This is a genomic window from Dyella sp. AD56 (genome assembly GCF_002878475.1).
Classification (GTDB): Bacteria; Pseudomonadota; Gammaproteobacteria; order Xanthomonadales; family Rhodanobacteraceae; genus Dyella.
The window spans coordinates 18699-42397 of record NZ_NRDP01000028.1; the positions used below are offsets into that span (position 1 = coordinate 18699).

The 23699-nt window shown below is 58.6% G+C and carries 18 protein-coding genes; 8 read left to right on the forward strand and 10 right to left on the reverse strand.

What is annotated here, in order from left to right; genetic code table 11:
* Positions 1-720 precede the first annotated feature (720 nt).
* The gene (locus DyAD56_RS18545; RefSeq protein WP_233202636.1) at positions 721-1206 is read left to right on the forward strand and encodes a VOC family protein; all 486 of its coding nucleotides are present in this window, start codon (positions 721-723) and stop codon (positions 1204-1206) included.
* A 486-nt stretch (positions 1207-1692) separates the two neighbouring features.
* The gene (locus tag DyAD56_RS18550) at positions 1693-3111 is read left to right on the forward strand and encodes a hypothetical protein (RefSeq protein ID WP_146010565.1); all 1419 of its coding nucleotides are present in this window, start codon (positions 1693-1695) and stop codon (positions 3109-3111) included.
* A 716-nt stretch (positions 3112-3827) separates the two neighbouring features.
* Here DyAD56_RS18550 and DyAD56_RS18555 read toward each other — a convergent pair.
* Positions 3828-4274: a MarR family transcriptional regulator gene (locus DyAD56_RS18555; protein WP_102304332.1), complete on the reverse strand. Its 447-nt coding sequence runs from the start codon at positions 4272-4274 to the stop codon at positions 3828-3830.
* Between the two features lie 236 nt (positions 4275-4510).
* On the opposite strand from DyAD56_RS18555, the gene maiA reads away from it, so the two are divergent.
* On the forward strand, positions 4511-5155 hold the full coding sequence (maiA, locus tag DyAD56_RS18560; protein ID WP_102304333.1) for a maleylacetoacetate isomerase: 645 nt from the start codon (positions 4511-4513) through the stop codon (positions 5153-5155).
* Positions 5156-5270: 115 nt separating this feature from the next.
* Entirely contained in the window at positions 5271-5519 is a 249-nt protein-coding gene (locus tag DyAD56_RS18565; RefSeq protein WP_102304334.1) for a hypothetical protein, read from the forward strand.
* A 226-nt stretch (positions 5520-5745) separates the two neighbouring features.
* Here DyAD56_RS18565 and DyAD56_RS18570 read toward each other — a convergent pair whose 3' ends face one another.
* The 4 genes from DyAD56_RS18570 to DyAD56_RS18590 form a co-directional block, all read right to left on the reverse strand.
* A complete protein-coding gene (locus DyAD56_RS18570) occupies positions 5746-6150 on the reverse strand; it encodes a GFA family protein (RefSeq protein ID WP_199179039.1) in 405 nt (134 codons plus the stop codon).
* A gap of 570 nt (positions 6151-6720) precedes the next feature.
* Positions 6721-7485 (reverse strand): hypothetical protein, encoded by a 765-nt coding sequence (locus tag DyAD56_RS18580; protein ID WP_102304336.1) that lies wholly within the window; start codon positions 7483-7485, stop codon positions 6721-6723.
* Positions 7486-8555: 1070 nt separating this feature from the next.
* Complete coding sequence (locus tag DyAD56_RS18585; RefSeq protein ID WP_102304337.1) at positions 8556-9368, reverse strand: OmpA family protein; 813 nt, start codon at positions 9366-9368, stop codon at positions 8556-8558.
* Between the two features lie 60 nt (positions 9369-9428).
* Positions 9429-14213, reverse strand: a complete 4785-nt coding sequence (locus DyAD56_RS18590) for a YadA-like family protein (RefSeq protein ID WP_102304338.1) — start codon at positions 14211-14213, stop codon at positions 9429-9431.
* Positions 14214-15074: 861 nt separating this feature from the next.
* Between DyAD56_RS18590 and bluB the strand changes: the two genes are divergently transcribed.
* Positions 15075-15749 (forward strand): 5,6-dimethylbenzimidazole synthase, encoded by a 675-nt coding sequence (gene bluB, locus DyAD56_RS18595; RefSeq protein WP_102304339.1) that lies wholly within the window; start codon positions 15075-15077, stop codon positions 15747-15749.
* Positions 15750-15831: 82 nt separating this feature from the next.
* On the opposite strand, the gene DyAD56_RS18600 is transcribed toward bluB, so the two are convergent.
* Entirely contained in the window at positions 15832-16251 is a 420-nt protein-coding gene (locus DyAD56_RS18600) for a nuclear transport factor 2 family protein (protein ID WP_158241389.1), read from the reverse strand.
* Positions 16252-16340: 89 nt separating this feature from the next.
* Between DyAD56_RS18600 and DyAD56_RS18605 the strand changes: the two genes are divergently transcribed.
* The gene (locus tag DyAD56_RS18605; protein WP_233202638.1) at positions 16341-17261 is read left to right on the forward strand and encodes a helix-turn-helix domain-containing protein; all 921 of its coding nucleotides are present in this window, start codon (positions 16341-16343) and stop codon (positions 17259-17261) included.
* 786 nt (positions 17262-18047) lie between these two features.
* A complete protein-coding gene (locus tag DyAD56_RS18615) occupies positions 18048-19118 on the forward strand; it encodes a serine hydrolase domain-containing protein (RefSeq protein WP_102304343.1) in 1071 nt (356 codons plus the stop codon).
* A 255-nt stretch (positions 19119-19373) separates the two neighbouring features.
* Here the strand turns inward: DyAD56_RS18615 and DyAD56_RS18620 are convergent, their stop codons facing one another.
* The 4 genes from DyAD56_RS18620 to DyAD56_RS18635 all read right to left on the reverse strand — a co-directional run bounded on the left by DyAD56_RS18620 (position 19374) and on the right by DyAD56_RS18635 (position 23519).
* Positions 19374-20855 carry a serine hydrolase gene (locus DyAD56_RS18620; protein WP_146010566.1) on the reverse strand — a complete coding sequence of 494 codons (1482 nt, stop codon included), beginning with the start codon at positions 20853-20855 and terminating at the stop codon, positions 19374-19376.
* Between the two features lie 166 nt (positions 20856-21021).
* A complete protein-coding gene (locus DyAD56_RS18625) occupies positions 21022-21873 on the reverse strand; it encodes a trypsin-like serine protease (protein ID WP_102304345.1) in 852 nt (283 codons plus the stop codon).
* 287 nt (positions 21874-22160) lie between these two features.
* Positions 22161-22439, reverse strand: a complete 279-nt coding sequence (locus DyAD56_RS18630; RefSeq protein WP_102304346.1) for a hypothetical protein — start codon at positions 22437-22439, stop codon at positions 22161-22163.
* Positions 22440-22532: 93 nt separating this feature from the next.
* Positions 22533-23519: an MFS transporter gene (locus DyAD56_RS18635; protein WP_102304347.1), complete on the reverse strand. Its 987-nt coding sequence runs from the start codon at positions 23517-23519 to the stop codon at positions 22533-22535.
* A gap of 5 nt (positions 23520-23524) precedes the next feature.
* Here DyAD56_RS18635 and DyAD56_RS18640 point away from each other — a divergent pair.
* On the forward strand, positions 23525-23699 hold a 175-nt coding region (locus tag DyAD56_RS18640; protein ID WP_146010567.1), incomplete at its 3' end, for a transposase.

Here is a 23699-nt window from a genome sequence, read left to right on the forward strand (position 1 = left end):
GCTCGGTACGGATGTAGTTGAATGCTCGCGCGGCCGCGTCCGGGCACGTGGTCTCGCACGTGATCCGGCGGCCGGAGCGTCGATGGCGTTGGCGGCAAAAGTCAGCTCAGCGCAAAGTACGCGCAGACACTCGCCGGTATATCAGACGAAGCGTGGAGGCCCGCGCGGGCGCGCATCCTCATACGCTGTCTTCTGTACATCTGCCTCGTGAAGGGCAACGGGCATGAAGGCGCGAGGTAGTGCAGGGAGCAAATGCAAGATCACATGTGCCGCAAGTGGCGACTGATGATCAAGCAAGACACAGTAGCCGCAACGATCCGTTGCGTCCGCCGGGCGGTCGGGATGGTCGCCACCTGCCACCACATGCGGGCAATCGCTGCCCATCATGCCGGCCATGCCAGGCATGGATCCGTGTGCCGGCATGACACGCGAAACGAGGGGCGCAACGACAACAAGCGCTATGGCCAGCCAGGCTAGCCAAGTGACGATCTGTCGATGGGCTTTACGTTGCAACACGTAGATGGCGGAGGCTGCGAGCGAAGTGCTAGAAATGTATCACGCAGCCGCCCACTGGGCGCTGCCATCCATCTCGCATGGTGATCGCAATAAGATGCGAATACGTTGTGGCTTGGCACCATGAGGCCAAGCCAAATGGACGCTGCTTGTCACCGGTGTCGTCAGGCCAACTTTCGCTCCAAAACGGACATACCAGCAGTCAGAATGCAGCAAGCCACACAAACTGGGAGAACGTGGATGAAACGCCGATCGATTTTCCTGCTATGTCTAGCCGTGCTTTCGATAGCCAACCTGGCGACGGCCGCGTCAGCGCCTCCCGCCGGACACATCACGGGCGTCGGCGGAGTCTTTTTCAAGGCGAAAGACCCCAAGACACTCGCGGCGTGGTATCGCGATGTCCTTGGCATGCCGGTGGAAGCCTGGGGAGGCGCAGCTCTCCGCTATGACGCGCCAAAACACCCGCCCGCACTGGGATGGAACGCGTTTCCCGCGTCGACAAAGTACTTCGCGCCATCAACCAGTGGATGGATGATCAACTACGCCGTGGATGATATGGATGCCTTGCTCGCGCGACTGCAAGCCAAGGGCGTAACGATCCTTAAGCGTGACGACAGCGACCCAAACGGCCGCTTCACCTGGATTTTGGATCCCGAAGGAAACAAGGTCGAGCTTTGGGAACCTAAGCACTAGTTTGGCTGAGGTCTGCTTTCGAACCATCGCGCACATCGTCAGGCAGCCCGATCAGAGTGACGATCTCTCGAACTAGAGCCGACAATTGATGGGCCTCGCATGAATTACGGCGTGCTGTCCTCGTATTGCAATAAAGATGAATTCGGCTTGGGTTCTGGTACACCAAGAAGCCTATTGACGTCGCCCGGCGCACTGCAGTGATATTCGTCGTTGGTCAAATAAATCCGACCTTTGACGTGAATAGGTAAAGCCTAGGGAGCGAAGCAGCTTGGAATGGTGTTTTCTGCTCGTCTTTTGCGATCGTCCAAGCGCATGGCATTCGCTCTACACTTCGAAAGAGGCCAACAAGTTACGAGTTGTCGCGCTCTCGTATGCATGCATAGGCGCCGGGACCTTACCGGTGACGCGCACGGTGCATGTTTAGTGTGTCCATTGACATTGAGAATGGGCATTTGTAACGACATTTGCTGTAGGGTCGATCGAAACGTGAAACGCTGGAATGCATTCCACGCCAACAGGGAGAAAGTCGAAATGAAGTACGGATACCTCTTCAGCGCATTTCTTGCGCTGTGCGTCATCGCCACAAGCTGTGCGGCTGGCGTTCCAGGCTGGGGACAGGTCTATTTTGCATACGATCTGGGGACCTACAACACGGAAATCCCAGTCTCCGATTCAAACAACAACTGGTACCACCCCGGGGAAAACTTTAAGACGCCAGTTGGCCTCTACAACTTGATGCCGGACAAGGTGAACGCGCAGATAGCCGACATGCGCGCCTCGGGAATGGACTACATCGTGATCCACATCGCGATTGCAGATCTCTCTACCTGCAAGTCAAATGGAGGCTGTGATGACGGCTATCCCGCTAACTGGGTGTGGGGGGAATTGGTCGATGATAGCCAGGGGCAACTGCGACCGATGCAGCAGGCCAATCTGGTTGCGATTCTCAATCAGGTTCGCGCCGCTGGATTCAGAACCGTAGTCATTCGATTTGCGGACTACGACGCGGGATATGCGTCTTGGCAAGAAGCCAAGTATCAAAAGGCCTGGAACTTTATCGCCAATACGCATCGTCTTGTTCAGCAGCAGATGAGCGGTGGATTGACAAACGTTCTGTATGACCTCGGATGCGAGGCACTGGGCGGCACTAATATGCAGGCCTACGTACAGCGCCTGTGGTCCGATTACACGTTCTCATTTGGCAATGACGACACAGTCGGCTTCTCAACCATCCCTGATGCTGCTCACCTTGCGGGCCTATCTTGGTACGGCCAGGTAAAGCCGAAGATCTATGCTTTCGATGTCTATAACGTCGAACGCGACCTCGTCCCGGCCTGGCAGGCACTGGGATCCGAGGGAAGCAAGCCCATCATGTTGATGGAGACGTATCAGAATGACTCGGTGACGGAAGGCGAGCTGCAAACCGTGCTCGAAGCCAATCCACAGATCAATCTGATCGCCGTGAATCAATGGCCAAATACGCGAGCCACAGAATGTAGTGGGTGTGACCCTGCCGTAAGAACAGCAGCGATCCAGCTGTTGAACACCACCACCCAGCTATCCAACTACGCACCACTAGCCGATCGCGTGGTCACGGACAATTCAGACGACTCCCTGTTGAGCTTCAGTGATGTGAATTGCGCCAGCACTACCAGCAACCCCTGTACTTTGCAGGCGAACATGGCCTACGCGCCAGCCAATGGCATGCAGGATATTGAGTTGTTCGTCTCCGGGCCTGACGGAGTGCGAAAGCTCGTCACTTGTGGCGGATTGGCGACTAACATCAATATCCCGTGGATCGTTCGCAACTCGACTTACCGATTCGAGTACTACCGAGTATCAGCCTGCCAGAATGATGTTCCCTCCCGGCAGGCAGATGCGACAACGATCCTATCAGTGCGCTAAACAGATCGGATTGAAAACGGGTCAGGTTCGCTTTTGACTGTCTTGTAAGTGAACCTGACCCTGTTATCGCCGGCTGCCAACACTCAGGGGATGTGATGCGCGTTAAAGCAACTTTGCTATTTGCCTTAGCGCTTGCCCTAAGTGGTTGCGCATTGCGCCCTGGGCGCAGCTTGGACCTTATGAACCCGGGATCGCATGACACCTGGATATGCGAGGGAACGTTCAGTGTCACTGGGCTAACGGGACGCCGACAGGACAGGTCACGGTTGCTCGTTTACCCAAGCACGGCGTTGACCAAGATCGAAATTGACTTTCCCGGTCATAGCCTGCCGTGCGGCGGAGGCGCATCTTGCCAAGTCGCCCACAAAGGAACGGTTACTGAGATATCAATCAAGCCTCCGCTAGGCACCAGAGCCGACCCTACGTATTCAGAGGGACTAAGCTTCGACCAATCAACCAGCCAGCTGCAGTTCTCCGGCGGCGGGCTCGACGGAGGATGGGGCTTCGCAGGCAAATGCAGACCCAAGTAAGGCCTGCGTCCGAGCTGAAGCACACATCCTTTGTATCCAGGGAACAGAAACGCTTACAGCCGATGAGATAGGTAGCCTGGTACAGCAATGCCGCAGACCAGGGCCTCTCCCCTAGGAGAGGTTTTGAGTGGCGCTTTGGCAAGCGCCCACGTTGCATTACCAATGGATCGCCTAAACAGCCACGCGTTATTGCGCCGATTGACGCGCGGCCAGCGCGGCGCGATCAAGGGCACCTGACATCTCGCGCTGTGCCTTTGCGTCGAACTGCGTGAGGAAAAGCTCAGTCACGGTCGCTTCGTAAATTTTCCACATGCGTTTGCGCAACGTGCGGCCCGTATCCGTGATGGAGACATAGGCCGCGCGCCCATCGTCGGGGGAGCGCGCACGCGTGACGAGGCCTTCCTGTTCCAGGCGATCCACCAGGCGAGTGAGGTTGTAGCGCTCGATCACGAGCGTGTCGGCCAGCTCGTGCATGCGCCGCGTGCCGTCCTTGCCGCTTTCCACGCCCCACAGTGCGTCATACCAGGCATAGGCAGGCAAGCCGGCGTTGGACAGTCGACGCTCGATCTCCCGAATCAGTGCGCGATGCGAGCGCACGAATGAGAACCAGAGATCCGGCTCTTTGTTCGCCATATGCGATGTCTCCTGCCCATTGAGTTGCAATCGCAATTATATAGCGGCATGATCGACTGATATCGATTGCAATTGCAATCGTATGTCGCCACTGCCCCGGACGACGGCCTTCCCCTCAGGCCAATGCCCTGCGCGATCCGCCCACATCCCGGTTAGGCGAGATCCCATGAATCGTCTTCACGAGCAGCCCAACGTCCATAAGGTATCCCCAGAAAACCGAAGAAAGGACTAGCCCCATGACCATCCAGCTCTATGGCTTCTGGCGTTCCAATGCGGCTTTCCGTGTCCGTGTCGCGCTTGCGCTGAAACAGCTCCCCTTCCATGAAATTGAAGTCGACATTCTGTCGGGTCGCCAGTTCGACGCCAACTATGACGAGGTGAACGCGGAGCACGTCGTGCCCACTTTGGTGCATGAAGGGCATCGTATCTTTCAGTCGCTGGCGATCATGGAGTATCTCGACGACATCCAGCCGGAACCGCGCCTGCTGCCGGCAGACGTAAAAGAACGTGCCTATGCCCGGTCGCTCGCGCTTGTTTCGGTTGCCGACGCTCACCCCCTTGTCGTACCGCGCGTTCGCAGACATCTCGAGGCAACCTTCGGTGCCGATACGGCTGCGATCGAGTCCTGGTGCAAGCATTGGGTGGCGGAAGGGTTGGCGACCTACGAGCGACTGCTCAGTCGACGCCCGGCGGCTCCATTCGCACTGGGAAGCGAGCCGACGATCGCCGACATCTGCATCGCCGGCCAAGTTATTCTCGCCGAGCTTTATAAACTGGATATGGCGCCTTTTCCGAACTTAGCGACCTTAAGCCAGCGCTGCTTCGAGCTCTCAGCGTTCGCCGACGCGCATCCTTTCCGGCAACCCAGCTATAAGCCCTAAGAAAATCCACACTGCGCGCGATCGCTTTCATTCCCGGTCCATCTCCTTCTTACACAAAGATAGGATCCGTTGTTTTCCATCGGTACATCCGACCACGCTTCACAAGGAGTTGCCCATGATCTTCGCCGTGTTCCTTGAGACCTCCCATGACGCGAAAACCGAGCACATGGAGGAAGCGCCCGAGTTGCTCCAACGCGATGGGCACTGGTTTTCGTTGCGCGCTGGCCCACGCCAGCCACGGCAGACGGACCGCGTCTGGGATCCGGTGGCGGTTTATGCCCCCGACGAACTGACAGAAGAGGAATTCCAAGACCTCTTCGAGCTCAACAGAACGCGCGTACCCGAATTGAATTTGAAGTACTGACTTCACCTTCGCAAAGGAAGGCCGTTTCAATGCCTGTTTCCAGCTGCGGATTCAGCCGGTCGATGCAGCGCTAAACACTGCTGCGCTGGGTTTCGTGCTCAACCCCGGCCACGTCGCCATGACCGGGGACGCCGTTATTAGAACAGGGGTCAGAGTGGGCCGTAGCTGTCAGTATTCATGGAAAGTTCTCTCCGACCCCAGTCTTGGCTCATGACAGAGGGACGACTCAGAACCAATAGTCGATGACGCATCGACCGTCTTGCGGCAGGTCATCAGTGGTATCGAGTCCGTCGTGACGGACAACGGGAATTTGCGCAACACTCTCGACGTCGGCCAGCCGCAGGTTGACCCCCATGGGGCGCAGCCCGTTGTTGCTGTTCTTCAAACCTCGCCAATACGCCACGCAGCCGCAGACGGAGCAAAAATGAAACACGACCCACCTACCCTGTGTGTAGGTTTGAGTCGGGCCCGAGACGTGAATACCATCCCCTTCAAAATCATAGGCCCACAGAGCGCCGTAGCGGTGACATGCGGTGCAATTGCACACCGTCGCTGACTCGGGCATTCCTTTGAAGCGCCATTGAACCGTACCGCAGCGGCAAGAACCATGGATCACTTCTGTCTTGGTCACTTGATTCTCTCCTCCGACCTTGCCTGACCGCTTTTGCAAGCTGCTGCGCTTGTGCGGGCATTGGTGATAGTAGTGCGGTATTCAGATGTCCGCCTCCGCCCCAAAGCAGACATCGTGCAACGGTACTGGATAGGAAACTCAACCAAATGGATCCACGCTGGAACGTGTTCGCGAAGGTATGCCAGGACGAGTTCGGGAGCTGTACTTTTCAAGACCTACTGATTCGGGCCTGCCGAGGGCACGAAGACATCGCTTGGGCCACCTACTTCCATCTCAGGGCTGACTCCGTCAGCTGGACGGAACGCTCGGTTCCAGCGCTGTCGGGAAGGACGCCCGCGTCATTAATGGACGAAGGCGATCTTGATCAAGTCAGGCATTGCCTTTGGTCAATGCCCTGCTGATGCGGATGAAGTCCGTATCCACAGGTAGACGACTTTGCGGGGAAGTCTTCCCGACAGCAAGCTGAAAACCTCCACGTTCGACGCGGAGCGGACTATTTGGCTACGGCTCGCTGGCCGCGCGTTTCTCCTGAGGGGAAAACAGTAATCCACCACCGTTTGATGGTTGCGATCAAAGCGTGGGGAACGGCGCAGCATTAAGCAGCATCACTCGACGCTCAGTGGCATTGACCGAGCTGCCGCTCTTGCTTACCAGTAAATCCTGGCGCGTCACGACAAGTTCATCGCTGAACACCACGCCTTTCACGAAGGTGGTATACCCCTTCCAGTGCGACGTACCCGGCTTTACTTCAAGTATCTCGGTGTGACCGTCATGGGTGAGCTGGACGGTATGAGCATCGCTCTCCGAGTAGAACCCTTCCGATGCACCCTCACGCAACAGGACCGCGGTATCTGTCGCAGCATCGACACTGACGACGGTAACCTTCTCGGTGCCGTTCGAACCGCCGAGCTCCCACGCTTGCTTCACGTCCACCGTCCAACTTATCCCTTGCACCAGCTGCTTTGGCGGAATACCCCAGATCGTTGCGTTGTAGGTCAGGCCGCTTCCCTCGAGGTACGCATTGCAGCTCGTCTTGCCACCGGCGTTCAACTGGCAATAGGTTCGGCCATTGTCCCGAAACTCCACGGAGTCATCACCACTCGCCTGGCCGTCGTAGCGCCCTTTTGCCCTGGTCACCCAGCCATCGTTACTTGCTGAAAGTATGGTGTAGTCGGCCGATCCACCGTTGCGCGAAGCATGTTCGTCATAGCCATCCGCCTTGATCGATCGCAAGATGGAAAAGACGTTACTGTAGGTCTGGCCTGCGCTGAACTGCGGCGTCAAATAGCGGTCGCCTGACGGGTGATCGGCGCTGGCGGCTCCGGCGAGAGACATAAGTGAAGCTGCTAGAAGTGACGACTTCATGGTGCACTCGCTTGGCTAGAATTGGCGTGTAACACGCTAGCAGGGTGACGCTAACCTGTCGGCACAAGCAGGATGAAAGGTCGCTTTGCTGTGACGAGCGGTGTCGGGTAAATGATTTGCGGTACAGCGATGGTGATTGGTTACCTCCGGCGAGGCATTCGTGCAAATGGGAACCACGTGATCCACGCGATATAAAAAGTTCGCTTTCAACTCAAAGCGGATATCGCTAGAAACTCAGCCCGGAACTCAAGATTCTCCCTAGGGTAGCCAGGATCATTTGGAAGTACCCCGCTACAAAAAGTCGAGGGTCTTTGACGAAGCCGGAAGAAGGCCCGTATTTCTACTCCATATTCGAGACAGGGCGGGCCACCATGCAGCCCGTCGCAACCTGCTTTCGAGGTCTGGCTAGCAAAGCCGAGTAGCCGTCCAAATATTCGCTCTCGACCCGAAGCAGATATTCGCTGTGTGCCGGAACGCCGAAACGGAGGTGGAACCTACAACTCCAACCTACTTGCACCCTTCCGCGTTGTCCGACGGAATGGAGTCCTCGCCTCGGCAGACGCGCCCGCTACGTGTTCCGGTGTTGCGGTCGGCAGCAGTGCCGATGGACCCATGCGGCGGAATGGTGGCCTTGTGGGTGTAGTGATCGGGGCAACGTGGCTCTGAGTAAACGCACCATTCGTGCGTCACAGGAAAATCGCACCGGTTCACGAAGTTGGTGCCCTGTCTGGAAACGCAATCGCCTGCATTGTCCTGGGCGGCCCTGGCAACCTGGGCAGGCACCATCGTAGTCATGGGAAGGATCAACGCGGCGGAAATCAACCAGGTCATGCGGTGCATAGCCACCTCGACTGACGTTGGGCCACTGATGGGGCCATGGTGCCCGCAAGAGTGCACCTTGGCCCCGACGATGTAACCCAGACAGAAGGTGTACGGAGGCCACACCGGGTCGATACGCCAACGAGCTTCCGTGCTTGATCCCGGCCATGGCTCTGCCATGGCCGGGGCGGCGTTATCAGCCGCCTATCATGCAACAGAGGTTACGGATCGACCCTTACCTCGACACGTCGGTTGGGGGCGAGGCACATCACCATCTGCGCACGCGGACCTTCGGGGCAGTCTTTCACCGGATCGCTTTCACCCAGCCCTTCGGCTCGGATCTTCGCACCTGGCACGCCATCCTCGACGAGCACATCCATGACGGCGCGCGCACGGCGTTCGGATAGAGAACGATTGCTCACGGACGTGCCGAGGCGATCCGTATAGCCAGCGACGCGGATGCTCCCTATCTGCGCCAGATGTTCATGCAATTGCGTCGCTAGATCGGCCAGCGCCCTCTTCCCCTCCGGGCTCAGGTCCGACTTGCCAAAGGCAAAGAGCGCATCGGCAGAAAGCGTAAACCGATGCGGTGCCTCCTCACTAAGCGGAGCAACCGGCTTCTGCTCTTTCAGCAACGAAGCGCAAGATTCAGGCTTCCAGTAGAAACTGCGCGCCACACTGTTCTCATCAAACAGCACCTTGTACTGGCACACCGTTACCTCGTCACTACCCTGCTTGCGAAAGTTGAATAGATAGTTCCACTCGCGCACGCCCCACAAGCCTTCACTGAAATGTGGATACCCGATCAACTCGGATATCTGTGGCTTGACAAGCCCCGCCCTAACCTGCCGCAAATTGGCCAGGTTCGGAAAAGTGCCACCCTTGTGCATGGGTGTGACGCTATCCGGTGTTGGCCACACCAGTTCGCTGGCCGAGTTACCGTCCTTCGCCACGTTGCGACTCACGTTACCGCAGGCCGCAAGTACGAGCGCGGCAGTGGCTGCCACCATGATCTGTTTCCAGGGATTGTTCATATCGTTGATTCCTTCATGCGATGGAGGATGAGCGCGACGCGTGGCGCCGGGCTGCGTCCATTACCAGACCATGCCCGCGCCGACGCCCGCGCCGGCATCGCCGCGCGAGTTCGTGGTGGCGTTGAGCTTGAACACGTAGCGACCACTTTCGGTAATCGCAGATACACCGACGGCAACGCCTGTCTCGCCATGGAACGCACCCAGCGCCACCGCGGCCGAGCTCTGATTCGGCTGATAGGCCTGCGGCAAGCTGGCCAGCGCCATGGCCGAGGCAATGCCCGCGTTGGCGCGATTGCCAATCCGGTTGAGGTCCTGATCTACGCTTTGAAAGCGCTGGTCGACATAGTCCTTCGACCAATTCTTGGCCTCGGCAATGGCATCGCTAAGCTGCCCCACGTTCACGGCGTCGGTGGCACCCACGCCATTGGCTACGTTGGTAACCGTCCGCTCGTGGCCAACAGAGCCCACCGATACCGTGTTGCTCGACGACGCCACGGAACCATTGCCAATGGCAACGCTGTTGTCACCACTCGCCGTCGAACCGGCGCCGACCGCCGTACTGTTGTTACCCGATGCCGTGGCGCCAGCACCTGCTGCGGTTGAGTTACTACCCGTGGCTGAAGACGCCGTGTTGTTGTTACCGCTGGTCTGATAGGTATTGATGGTGGTGCTGCCACCCACACCAGGCGGGTAGTTGCGGATGGTGTTGGAGAGGTTGATCACCTGCGACCCCAACTGCTGCAGCGTTTGATTGGTGGCGTACAACTCCGAGCCGTTGATCGCATCCGTGCTGGTTGCACTGATGCGTCCCGCCGCCACGTTGGTCAGAGTGCGCTCCGCTCCAACCGACCCCACGCTCACGGTGGAGCCCGGCGTTGTGCCCGCGAACTGGTATGTCGTGCCGTTGAGCGTCGTGCTGGTGGTGGCCACCGGAGCCGCCGTCACCGAGCCCGCACCCAGGGCCACACTGCCGGCATACGCCGCTTGCGTACCGGCACCCAGTGCGAGCGCTTGGATACCGTTGGACGTGGCATTGGTGCCCAGTGCGACGCCATCAGCCAGGTTCACCGTCGCATTCTGGCCAATGGCCGTACCGCCCGGCGCGGTCTGCTGAACAATGGCGCCGTTGCCCATGCCAATGCCGTTGTCGCCGTTCACCGTGGTCTGTGGGCCGACCGCCACCGAGTTCGCACCGATCGCCGCCGAATCAGAAGCGGTGGAGTTGGCGTGGAAGTACTTGATCGGCGTGACCGAGAACGAACTCATCGCCCCTTTGAGCTGGCGCAGCGTCACTGCATCCTGATCCAGGGTGCCGTCTGCCACATTGGTGATCTGTCGGAAGGCGGTGGCATTGCCCACGGATACCGCGCCGAGCAACGTGCGATCCGTCGTGTTGTACGGAATGACATTGGTGCCCACGAGGATGGTGCCCGAGGTGGGCGCAATGGCCCGGTCAGAAACCGCCCCCGAACCCAGCGCCACACCACCCAGCACCGTAGCCTGCGTGTTCTGACCCAAGGCGGTGCCGCTGGCAGCTGCCGCACTGGCGCCCACACCGGCAGCCAGCGCGTCGAGTCCGGTGGCACCGTTGTTGGTGTAGTTGCTACCGGCTGTGCCACCGTCATTGACGCTGTAGTAGTGCGTCGCATTGGCGGTCACGCTGCTGTTTAAGCTATCCAGTGCCTGATTGGTGGCAAAAAGCTGCGAACCATTGACGGCATCCGTGCTGCCTCCGGTCACCTGCCCTGCAGCCACGTTGGTGATCGTGCGTTCGTTGCCCGCACTGCCTACGCTCACCGTGCTGGTGGGTGCCGTACCGGCATAGGTGTACGCGGTGCCAGCAATGGTGGCGCCCTTCGTCTGCACGACCGCTCCAGTGGCACTACCTGCGCCAAGCGCTACGTCACCGGCGTTGGTATCCGCCGTGGCGCCATTGCCGATGGAGACCGCATTCACCGTACCCGCATTGGAGACCGGGCCAATCGCCACGCTGTTGACGCCGGTGGCTGTTGAGTCGGCCAACGCGGAGTTGGCGTGGAAGTACTTGATGCCACCGCCGTTCACCACGCCGCCGATCTGGTTGAACACATTCTGCAGCGAGCTATAGGTGTTGCCGCCATAGGTGATGCTGGTGGTCAATGCGCCCGTGGTTGAGTTGTAGGTGGTGCCGCCGCCTATGCTGCTAGCGATGGTGTTGCCGAGGTTGGTTACCGTGGTACCCACCGAGGTCACTGCCTGGTTGGTCGCGAACAACTGCGAGCCATTCACCGCGTCGGTGCTGGCGCCACTTAGCCGCCCGGCCGCGACATTGGTGATGGTGCGCTCGGTGTTCAACGCGCCCACGCTCACCGTGCTGGTGGGGTTAGTACCCGCGAAGGTATAGGTCGTGCCATTGATGGAAGTGCTCGGCGTGCCCACGGCGGCGCCGGAGACCGAACCCGAGCCAAGCGCCACATCCCCCACGTTCGTACCCGCGTTGGCACCGTTGCCAATAGAAACGGCATTGGCCGTGCTGGCCGTGGACACCGGACCGATCGCCACACTGTTGGCACCGCCGGCGGTGGAGTCCGCCAGTGTCGAGTTGGCGTGGAAATACTTGATGCCACCGCCATCCACCACGCCGCTAATCTGATTGAACACATTCTGCAGCGAGCTATAGGTGTTGCCACCATAGGTAACGCTGGTGGTCAGTGCGCCCGTGCTGGAGTTGTAGGTGGTCCCGCCACCAATACTGGTAGCGATGGTGTTGCCCAGGTTGGTTACCGTGGTACCCACCGAGGTCACCGCCGAATTGGTCGCGAACAACTGCGAGCCATTGATCGCATCCGTGCTGGAGCCACTGATGCGGCCCGCGGCAACGTTGGTAATGGTGCGCTCCGTGTTCAACGCACCCACGCTCACCGTGCTGGTCGGGTTGGTACCTGCGAAGGTATAGGTCGTGCCATTGATGGAGGTGCTGGGCGTGCGCACGGCCGTGGTAGTGCTGGATCCAGAGCCAAGCGCGACATCGTTCGCGTTATTGGCAGCAGCGCCGTTGCCGAAGGCCAATGAGCCGGCACCCAGCGCACTACTGCCGTTGCCCAGCGCCACCGAGCCGATGCCCTGCGCATTGTTGTTGTTGCCAATGGCCACAGCGCCATCACCGTTCGCTGTGTCATTGGCACCCGTTGCGACTGCGCCATTGCCCGTCGCGGAATTCGGGTCACCAATCGCCACGGCACCGTTGCCGTTGGCAACTTGACCCTCGCCTAGTGCCACCGCACCCGTGCCGCCCGACACCTTCGAATTGTGGCCGCCGGCAATGGAGCCCGTTCCCGCCGCAGCAACAACCGTGTTGCTATCGCCAAGCGCCACCGTGGATGCAGCCAGCGCCTGCGAGGTATTACCTATCGCCGTGGCATTGCTTGCCGAGGCCTTCGCGAGTGCGCCCAGTGCAACCGCATTCTGGCCGCTTGCCGCCGCACCCGCACCCAACGCGGAAGCGAGCGCGGCAGTCGCCGCCGCGTTGTTGCCTACGGCAATGGCGGATTGTTGCGAGCTCAGCGCACCGGAGCCGGCGGCTACCGAACCAATACCGCTCGACACGGCCTGATTACCCAGCGCCAGTGCGAAATCAGCCGAGGCATTGGCCAAGTTTCCGACCGCCGCAGCGCTCTGCCCCGCAGCATTGGCATTTACGCCAACCGCTGCCGACGACAAACCCGAAGCCGTCGCCTGCACGCCGTTTGCCAAGGCATTCACTCCGCTGGCGTTCGCGCGCAGACCGATCGCCGCGGCGCCACCCACGCTTGCCGTGGCTTGCCCGCCGATGGCAATGGCGTTATCACCGGCCGCCACTGCACCCGACACGGCGTTGCCGCCCAGCGCAAGCGAACCCGCGCCTGATGCCGTTACCGCTGTGGCGGCGGCGGTACCGCCCACACCCAGCGCGGTGGCATACGTGCCGGTCGCCTGCGCCATCTGGCCGACGGCGGTGGATTCTCCGCCGGACGCATTGGCGATGGAGCCGACAGCGGTACTCCATATACCGGTGGCTGCCGTCAGATTACCCACAGCCACGCTTTGCATACCCGTCGCCGTGGCCTGGTTGCCCAGCGCAGCGGCTTCAAAAGTTGTTGTAGTGGCGCCATTCGGAAGCACCACGCCAGCGCTGCCACTGGCATTGGAGTTCGCGCCGATCGCAATGGGTGAACCACCATTGGTGGATACGGCCTTGGCACCTGCGCCCAAGGCCACCGCCAAGCCGGCCGTGCCACCCGATGCGGCTGCATTGGTGCCAATGGCCACCGCGGATATGGTCGACGCCTTGGACGTCGACCCCATAGCAACCGCATTGGCGGCAGAGGCCGTTACGTCCGTGCCGATGGCTATCGCTCCATCCGCATTCGCACCCGTGCCCGCCGCCGAACGCGCACCCAGATAGATCGAATTGGTGCCTGCGGTTAAGGCCTGAAAGCCGAGCGCGATGTTGTTTTGCCCGGCGGCATGGGAGGCATACCCCACGGCCAACGCACCCAATACATCCGCCTTGGCACTCGCCCCCAGCGCGGTGGCTCCGGTGCCGCTGGCTGTAGCCCCATAGCCCATGCACGAGGCCGTGCTGTTGTACGCGTTGTAAGGCAACGGGGTGCAGTCCACCGCCTGTGCGTGAGCCCGCTCCATCCACCCTGCTCCACCAAGCGCTGCCAGCGCCGTGAAAATGCCCAGGCCCAGGCGGCTCGGCAAAAGTCGCTGACGCTTATCGCGTCGATCCACCACGCCGCCACCGCGCCCCGTTGCAAACTCCGAGGCGACCACGACTTGCGCCAACGCGCTGTTCCACACCTTGTTGTAAATCTTGTTCATGCCTCACTCCCTTATGACTGATTCGGCATCAGGGATGAGCAGGAGACAAAAGTGCCGGGCGCAAAGGATCATCCGCGCGCGCGTGAGCCTGAGCGCGGGACGAAAGTGCCCCTGCGCTCACACTATGGCGTGAACGATGTTTTCAAAGAAAAAAGGAATCGACGCGATGCGCTCGGCTACTAAGAACCCTGCACAACCCCTGTTTTGTGTCGAGGACTCAAACGAAAACGGCATGACTGGGGATTCAGCCTGATTCGTCTCGTTCTACGGGTGCGACGTCCTTGTCTTCAGCCCCAACCGCCGCGATGCAACACGCGGAACTGCTTCAAACTGAAGTACGGCTGCCGCAGGTGCAGCATGGCACCATACGAAAAATCTTGTGAGCGATCATCGACGCTATAAGCATGACGTGCATCACAATTTGTCACGATCCATTTTTAGCTCTAATGCGCTAAAGCGGGGTGCAAAGTGACGCCGAGACGTGCCCTTGTAAGTAGATGCGCCCGCCATCCCCAAGACTTTTAGCGCGGTGCACGATGGGGCTTGGCCAAATCGTTTGTTGCGATATCACAACCCCATCGCCCGATCCGCCAGGTACGCGTGCCACCGTTCTACGCATCCGCATCCATGGCCGCCTAGCGGCAACTCACACCGTCCGTCGACAACGGGGGGCGCATCTGCCTGCGACGCTGATTGATCGCCCCTGTGGCGTGACGGATTCGGGCCTGGCACGCCAGACCCGGCAGCGCCCGCGCGGGGCATCGCCAGCCCGTTCGGAGCATGGCGCTAGCAGCGGTATCATCGCAGGACCTTTGCCGTAGCCCGCCAAGGTTTCCGCTATTGCCGCAGGCCCCAAGCCCCATGAACCGCTACAACGACGGCGATATCGCCGCCATCTACCGCGTGATCGAGCAACGACGCGACATGCGCCACTTCCTGCCCGACCCGCTTGAGCCTGCCCTGCTCCAACGCCTGCTGCGCGCCGCCCACCTCGGCCCCAGCGTAGGCTTCATGCAGCCGTGGCGTTTCATCCGCGTCACCGATTCGAGCTTGCGCCAAAGTATCCACGCACTTGTGGACGAAGAACGGCAACACACCGCCGCCGCACTTGGACAACGTCAGGACGACTTCATGCGCCTGAAGGTGGAGGGCATCCGTGAATGCGGCGAGCTACTCGTGGTCGCCTTGATGGACCGTCGCGAACATCACATCTTCGGGCGACGCACCATGCCGCAGATGGATCTAGCCTCCGTAGCCTGCGCCATCCAAAACCTGTGGCTGGCTGCACGCGCGGAAGGCATAGGCATGGGCTGGGTCTCGCTTTTTGACCCGGAGGCACTGGGCGCCCTGCTCCACTTGCCGCCAGGAGCAACACCCGTCGCCGTGCTGTGCCTGGGACACGTACCGGCGTTTTATACCGAGCCCATGCTGCAACAGGAGAACTGGGCCACGCGACAACCACTGGAAGCGCTCGTGTTCGAAAACACGTGGCAACACGAGCACACCGACGATCCATCATCCGACGCTGTCGCTTAGCAACGCAGCCAGGACCAGAGCAGCGGCTTCAAACCTGTGCGCTGACCAGACATCGACTCTATCGCCTGGAAGGCAGCCGTTGCTACGGTGACTTTCGATCGTAATAGGTTGAGTCACTCACAATCAGGTGATCCTTGATCGTGTAGACCGACATGATTCGAATGCTGACGGGTTTGTTTTCTGCACCTTTCAGATGGCCGGAAAGAACGAACTGAACGTAGACATAGTTCGCCGTACTTTCCATGGTGACGATGCTGTCTTTGGCGTCGGGTATGGCATCAAAAATCCAACGATATGTATCGGCGATCTTCGAGTTGCCAACAAGCTCAGGGTAGTCTGGGCTATGCAAGATGGCATCTCTGGCATAGAGAGCTTCGATTGCGCCCGCGTCGTGTCGATTGAACGCTGAAAATTTCAACTCGACCGTTCGTATGGGCTCGATCTCCGGCGCACCTGGACCGGACGGCATCTGACCTGCGATGGCCGGCAACGGTGAACTCATGACGCCACATACAAGGCAAGTGAGAAGAATCATCTTCACTATGTTCATAAGCGTGAGATCTCGGTTCGCGTGGTAGTAGGATGAGCAGCATGCTGGGGCTCATCGCCGAGCGATACCCCGGTAGCTGGTTCTTTTATTGCATCGTGGGTCACGCCAAGATGATTGTAAAAAGCCGACAAGTGGATACGCAGCCCGGCGCTGCAAACGACCGGCTTGGTCGAGGCGCTTTTGGACAAGGCTGTGGTGTCCTGCACCATGCGCCTCCGCCAGGCACCTACCAGCACACGCGCCATGCCCCTCCGGATGAACTGACGGAGTGGGTCGAGCACTTCTGGCTGGAAAAGTGGGATCTTCGGGATGGCTCGCCGCAGGCGAGGGTCGTGCTTCCACACCCGAGCGTACATCTCGTGTTTGCACCCGGCCGCTCGAAGATCTACGGCGTGCAGTTGCGTCGCTTTGCGCGTGAACTGAGTGGACAGGCCACCATTCTTGGCATCAAATTTCGCCCGGGTGCGTTCTATCCATTTTTCGGTAAGCCGATCAGCCTGATCGCCAATGCGTCGATGGCCGCAGAACACGTTTTTCCCGATGCTTTGTCCGCTGAGCAACGCATCCTGGCATGCGGCGATGATCATGCCATGGTGGATACCGCTGCCAAATTCCTGATCGCCCACCTGCCGGCTCTCGATCCCAATACAGGGCTCGCGTGCTCTATCGTTGAGGCCATAGTGAACGATGGCGAGATGACACGCGTGGAACATCTCACCGCCCGTTTTGGCCTATCAGAGCGAAAACTGCAGCGACTATTTCAACGATATATAGGTGCGAGCCCACGCTGGGTGATCAAGCGCTATCGCGTATATGACGTACTCACTCAACTCACTTTAGGCGAGCCCGCAGCGGGCGCTACCCTCGCACAGAACATTGGCTACTTCGATCAGGCACACTTCCAAAACGACTTCCGAAAAATGATCGGTTGCTCCCCAGGCCAATACCTGAATTCAAAGTAGTGCGTAGCACAGCCAGTTGAGCCGTGTCGTCCAAGAGGTCTTCGACAACGGGGTCGATAGATAGATAACGGGGTCGGTTCACTTATAAGGCAGTCGGAAGTGAACCTGACCCCGTTTTCAACCCCGTTTTTACTAAGCTCCGCAGGGGCTTCGATATGACAATCACTAGCAGCCCAAGAGCAACGTAAGCGACGTTGCCAATGATGGTGTGCGTTGGGTAGTGCCGAACCTCGACGCCAAGCGCCATCTCGATGAAGTAAAGACTCCAGCCAAAGGCAAAGAACGCAGCCCAAACGGTTCCTAGGAGCCGGAGAACTAGCGTGGCAATCCGTTGATGGCTCGTCATAAGTCCCCCTGTCGACGATTTCCATGACCCTGACCAGGGTGTCTGCCTCGGGTCAAAAGCGGACGGTTCCTGAGATAGCGGCTTGCCGCCCCTGCCAGGCGACTATGTGGTTACGCGGAGCGCCATCGCGCCCGTCCGGGCTGTTTCACACTGCCGACGAGCCCATTCGTCGCGGCAACCTCTGTTTCGTCGCATAGGGCCTGGAGTGCTCACGGGGGCAGGCTATGCTCGACAGAACTGCCCAAATCGCGTGCCAGGGCTGCTTTTCAAGATTCTCCACGTGCTGGCACATGTGTGGTCGATTTGTGCGTCAGTGCGGATCTTGCCGCAGGGGGCGCACGCCATCCATGTACCCGCTCGGCACCTCGCGGTTCAGTCGAACCTTGTTTTTTCCTTGATATCACGCTGAGTCCAATAGCCACTTTAACTGGGAGCTTCCCATGCGGTGCATTGTCTCGATATTCCTGTTGCTTTTTCCCCCGGTCTTATTCGCCCAGAGCGATGCTGTGGCAACGTTCTTGGACGGATATGCAAATGCACACCACTACAGTGGATCGATCCTTATCCAGTGGCACGACAAGACTCGCTTTTCCAAGAGTTATGGACTTGCCAACATTCCGTTTAACGTGCCAAACACGCAGCAAACGAGATACAAGATTGCATCAGTGACCAAGTTGTTTACTTCGGTACTGATCCTTCAGCTCTACGAACAACACAAGCTCGATCTTGGCCAACCCATCAAAACGTACTTGCCTGACTATGCCGGCGAGGCGGGCAGCAAAGTATCGATTCAACAGTTGCTCAATCACACCTCAGGTCTACCGAGTTTCGATGCGGTCACTGACCAGGCCAGTGCACTCCGGGATGGCATCCCGGTCTACCAGCTTCCGCACTCCAGCGATCAACTGCTGACACAATTCAGCAGCGGCAAGCTCATCGGCTCGCCTGGACAGGCGTTCAATTACAACAACGCTGACTATGTCGTGCTCGGAAAAATCATCGAAAGCCTGTATCACGAGCCATACGAACAGGTTCTAAAAGAACGGATTCTCGAACCTCTACAAATGAATGACAGTGGCGTGCTGCACCATGGCGATATCATCGACCGACTCGCCGACACTTATTGGTACCCTGATGATCGAAAGATTCTGTGCATGGACTTGCCTGTATATCCAGAGAATTGGTATGCGGCTGGCGCCATGTATTCAACGACGGGAGACTTGTTGAAGTTCGCCGACGCCCTATTCGGCGCCAGGTTGATCGCGCCCGACACGCTGAAACAGATGATCAAGCCTGGACTCGACGACTATGGCGATGGCCTATGGTCTTACGTGATCTCGGCAAAGGGGGCCAAACACCCTGTGGTCAAGCGCCCCGGACTCATCATGGGCGCGCAGGCGCAATTTTTCCACGTGATGGACCAGGACATCACCATCGTCATGCTGGGCAACACCAGCGTTCTTGACTCCGATGCGCTTGTAGCTGAAATCGCAAAACGCGCGATTCATTAGAAGCCCATCCGCCAACAGCTTGATCACTTTTCGAAGCATTCGCTTGGGACGCAAGCGCAAATTAGGGATAGCTCGCTCAGCTCTAGGACCGACCGCCCCCCCCTCGGACTACATGGCGCTTTCCACCAGCAGCCAGGCTGCTCGACCTTACAGTGACAGCAGCCGCTGCTGACGCCGTCTAGGCCGTACCAAGAGTGCGTTCCACCCGCCTGCTCGCAATGACGTTGGCGGCGCGCCACTGCTTGCGTCAAATGATTACTTCTTGATGCCTCTGTCGTCCTGGCCATTTTGGTGGAACACGACGTATTTTACGTGCCCCGCGCTGTCTAGAAAAAATTCAATCTCGGCGTTCACAACTTTCCAAGAGAACCTGGTTTCCGATTCTGGAAAAACCGGAAACTTGTGTTGATTCGTGGCCTGGGCCATCAGCTGTCCATCCTCAAGCGTGAAGACGAGGCTGACGTCCGGTGCCAATTGGTATGTCCCCACATAACGAGCAAGAACGGACCGATCCAACTCGATGGCTGTGCGGACTACGGGTTGAAAATCCGGCCAAGCGTATGCAGCCGCAATGCCCATCATGACCTGCGAAGCGAGTCGTCCTCCCCCTTTGGCGTTGGTCATGACGACCGCGCCTTCTCCGTTGTGCTCATATCCAACCAAGAGGCTCTCGAAGCCCTCATCCACACCTCCGTGGGAGAAATAGGGCTCGGTCGAGGAGCCGCTGATCTCAAGACCAAGGCCCCAATGTCCTTTGCCAGGAGTAAGCATTTGCTTCGTCAGGTCGGGATTGAGTACGTGGTTGGCTTTGCCCTGCAATGACTGCTGGACCTCAAGCACATACCGAGCGAGATCGGATGGCGTGGTCCACAAGCCCGCGGCGGCTTTCTCGGGATAAGTATGTGCGCCACCAGGAATGGGCTCTTCATTGACACCGTAAGGAGTCGCCGCATCGGCCTTGAGCGAAGTCGGCAGGGGCTGCTCATAGGTGCTATGGATCATACCTATCGGAATCAGCACCGTGTCGCGAAGCAGCTCGGCGAAAGGTCGTTTTGATGCGTCCAAAAGAAGTTGTTGCATAACCGTGTAACCACCACCGGAGTACTTCCACTGACTACCCGGCACGCTTTCCAGTCGAATGGGCCCGTTGTTGGCGGGCTTTTCGCCATTCAGCACCTGAACAAGCGTTGGTACGGGAGTATTGGCTGCGTAACCGGGAAAGCCATGCACCGTAAATCCTGCCGTATGCGTGAGAAGTTCACGCAAGGTCACCGCTGCACCGGGGGCGGCCGGGCTCGCCGGAACCTTCCACGTCGTGAGTACGCTATTCACATCCGAGTCGAGCGAGAGCTTGCCCTGTTGGACGAGATGAAGCGCAGCCATGGCCGAAATCGGCTTGCTGATCGATCCCGCTTGAAAGAGCGTTTCGGGGGTGATGGGTTCTCCGCCAATCCGCTCAACACCAAAGCCCTTTGCCCACTCGAGGGCCCCATGGTGAATAACAGCAACGCTTATTCCGGGAACATGTAACGCCTGCATCCGCTCCGCAAGAGTGTGACAGGAAGGTGGCTCGCCCTTGACGATGACAGGATCTGGAAGACAGGATTCAATTTGATTGATCCGTCGCTCCAAATCATTCGGAACATGGGTAGTGCCTGGAATCGCCTGACAAAATAATGGGCCATTGGCAATGCATAGAAACGCACATGCCGCGACAATCTTTGCACGATGAGCCACTGGCGCTTTCCTTTATCCGTAAGGGGGAGGCAAAGGCGCGAACTACATCTTGGCGGCCGCTACTATTTTGTAATCGATCGATAGGATCCGTTTTCGCCCAGGCTGGACGTTTTACGTAGGTGCCGACTGGACCCTTGAAACGTCTGCTATAGATCGGAAGCGGACATTACGGATTCGCGCTTGCAGACATCGCGCCTTCTATCCACTGGATGTAGCTTGAGACGCGAACGGCGTACACGATTTCGCCGTAGAGGCCCTCCACGAACGGGCGATCTGTTGTCCACTTTCTCAAAAATGGATGGTCTGGTGGATATCTGCTCCAAGAGGCCAGGCCGACGAGTTGCCTTGAGCTCCCATCCCCGATGAGCAAGGGACCACCACTGTCGCCGCTCCCCGTGATGCCTTCAAGCGGAAGGGCGGACGGTGGCGCGTCAAATCGATACCAAACATAGCGCGCGTCGTCACCAACAATCACGTTGAAGGCATGTCGCAGAACGGTGCGATGCGAGCTTTGAGCGTCCTGGCCTTTGGTGCCGTTGCCCGTGGCGCCCTTACCCACAAGCTCCGCGGTCATCCCCACTTCTTTGTTCCCACGATAGATAGGAACAGGAGTTACATCCGTGACTGGCGATGCGAGTTCGATCAGCGCAATGTCGTTAGATGAGTCCAGAAATGCATGCACCTTGGATAGATTACCGGATGCCAGTGCCTCCTTGATCAGTTGATCGGGCATTTTCTTGTAACCGGGATGCATGATGACGCGCTTGACCTTGCGCGCCACACCGCCAATAGATACGTCGTCGTCCATGCCTTGCATTTGCATTGGCGCCGCGTGAGCTGCGGTTACGACCCACTGAGGCGCAATCAGGACACCATGCCCCTCACCAGGCATGTCTACCAATGCGGGAAATGCGGAAGCCTGGACTCGATACTTGGCATCATCAACATCTGCCCGGATGACAACGGCTCCGACAGCGGTCGATACGGCTAACAGGCAAAAGGCGAGAGTCCATTTCATTTACTCATCCCCATCGTTCTCCAGAATCACCGGATCGCAGTCCTAGTGACTGAGCAAACGATATGCCATCTCTAGATCGAGAGGAGCGATCATCCGAATCATAGAGTTACGGCAACGCCCCATCGTGTGTCGCAGCGTCCGCGGACACTCCTGCGGACACCACCCGGACAGTCGACGAAAGTAGACCGCCAAGCGTTCGCCTCATCGTTGATCACACAGTTCGTCACTGATTGATTGGCGCAAATGGTTGACCGTGTGATGTCCGCTATGGGGCGGAAGCGGACATGTTAAACAATCCCGAGATTCAGGTTGTCGTTCAAAGTCCACTGAAAGCGAACCGTAAAATCGTCGACGCACTGCTGGCAGACCCAGTTGCGCTCATCTGCTGTACACCAGCCCACCCGTAGTTCGCTCGGGAGCCCGAGCTTCGAGAACTTGGCCCAACAGAGTGCGCAATGGTCATGATCGTCTTCAGCGCAAGCCGGCGCCCATTCGCGACATATGAGCGTGGCGCCAATCAGGTGATCCGCCTGATCGGTCAACCAGCCGTCGTCCTTCTCGGCCATGTTTCTCCCTTTGAAATCTGTCCGCTTCGGGTCGAAAGCGGACCTTGCGAAGCATCAACAAGGACATCTCCAGCTCCTGATTAATCAGGGTGATCAAGTGATGTACCTTATCGAAGTACCTCTTGCGGCGACTGCGCTAATGCAGATCAGAATGCCACCAGCCAGAAGGAACAACGCTGAGACATTCACCAACAACGCGAGGCCTGCCAGACCCATCGAAAGCGGGGCTATGCCTAGCGAACCCAGAATAAGCACACTGGATACGCGGCCGCGCACTACAGGGTCGATACGCTGCATCACCCAGGCGCCAATATGCACGTTGACGAATCCCGCCACGCATCCGATCAACGCCAGCACGCACGCCAGCCAATAAACCCCCGTGTGCTGCAGACCGATACCGACGAGGCATACGCCCAATGCTGCACTACCTCCGAGTATCAGCAAACCTCGCCGTTGAACTTTCCACACGCTAGCCAGCAGGGCGCCGGCAAGGGCACCCGCTGCGGCGGCCGATAGCAGCACGCCATAGGCACTCGCCGAGCCAAGCTGGGTTTTCACCAAGTCCGCAATACCTACTGACAAAGGCCCGGTCACGCACAGGTTCACCACCATCGCCAGCAGCATCATGGCGCATAGCGGCGCATCAGCAAGCACATAGGAGATGCCTTGCTTCATGGCCTCGATCGGATGAGTGGAGGACGCCACTCGTTGGGGGTCTGGCAATCGCATCAAAGCGACGATCACGACAATGAAGCTCACTGCATCGATGTAGAACGCCGAGGCAACGCCCAGCTTCGCAATCACCAAACCCGCAGCGATAGGCCCAAGGATGGATGTGAGTTGCCCGGCAACCTGGCTCAGACCCGTGCCGGCCACCAGTTGGTTGCCGCGCAATAGCCAGGGTAGGTAGGCCGATTGCGCCGGCATGGCGAAGGCGTCGGCGACGCCAAACGCCACTACCAGCAGGTATAGCTGTGCCAGATGAAGGTGACCTTGCGCTGCAAGTACACCGCTCAGCGACGTCCCCCCGCTTTTGAGTAGCGATTCGATTTGGAGTCCAATCCCCCAACCGAAGGAGATTGGACGTGAAGAAGCGTTTTACCGAAGAGCAGATCATCGGCTTCCTGCGAGAGGTTGAAGCCGGCATGCCAGTCAAGGAGCAGTGCCGCAAGCACGGCTTCAGTGAGGCTTCTTATTACCTGTGGCGCAGTAAATTCGGAGGCATGAGCGTGCCCGAAGCAAAGCGACTGAAGGATCTGG

Bases quoted from the DNA above. Each gene is read 5' to 3' on its own strand.
- DyAD56_RS18625 (WP_102304345.1), bottom strand. From the start codon at position 21,873: ATGAAATGGACTCTCGCCTTTTGCCTGTTAGCCGTATCGACCGCTGTC.
- DyAD56_RS18580 (WP_102304336.1), bottom strand. From the start codon at position 7,485: ATGTCTCTCGCCGGAGCCGCCAGCGCCGATCACCCGTCAGGCGACCGC.
- DyAD56_RS18615 (WP_102304343.1), top strand. From the start codon at position 18,048: ATGCGGTGCATTGTCTCGATATTCCTGTTGCTTTTTCCCCCGGTCTTA.
- DyAD56_RS18545 (WP_233202636.1), top strand. From the start codon at position 721: ATGCAGCAAGCCACACAAACTGGGAGAACGTGGATGAAACGCCGATCG.
- DyAD56_RS18630 (WP_102304346.1), bottom strand. From the start codon at position 22,439: ATGGCCGAGAAGGACGACGGCTGGTTGACCGATCAGGCGGATCACCTG.
- bluB (WP_102304339.1), top strand. From the start codon at position 15,075: ATGAACCGCTACAACGACGGCGATATCGCCGCCATCTACCGCGTGATC.
- DyAD56_RS18600 (WP_158241389.1), bottom strand. From the start codon at position 16,251: ATGAGTTCACCGTTGCCGGCCATCGCAGGTCAGATGCCGTCCGGTCCA.
- DyAD56_RS18555 (WP_102304332.1), bottom strand. From the start codon at position 4,274: ATGGCGAACAAAGAGCCGGATCTCTGGTTCTCATTCGTGCGCTCGCAT.
- maiA (WP_102304333.1), top strand. From the start codon at position 4,511: ATGACCATCCAGCTCTATGGCTTCTGGCGTTCCAATGCGGCTTTCCGT.
- DyAD56_RS18605 (WP_233202638.1), top strand. From the start codon at position 16,341: ATGCTGGGGCTCATCGCCGAGCGATACCCCGGTAGCTGGTTCTTTTAT.
- DyAD56_RS18585 (WP_102304337.1), bottom strand. From the start codon at position 9,368: ATGAACAATCCCTGGAAACAGATCATGGTGGCAGCCACTGCCGCGCTC.
- DyAD56_RS18565 (WP_102304334.1), top strand. From the start codon at position 5,271: ATGATCTTCGCCGTGTTCCTTGAGACCTCCCATGACGCGAAAACCGAG.
- DyAD56_RS18590 (WP_102304338.1), bottom strand. From the start codon at position 14,213: ATGAACAAGATTTACAACAAGGTGTGGAACAGCGCGTTGGCGCAAGTC.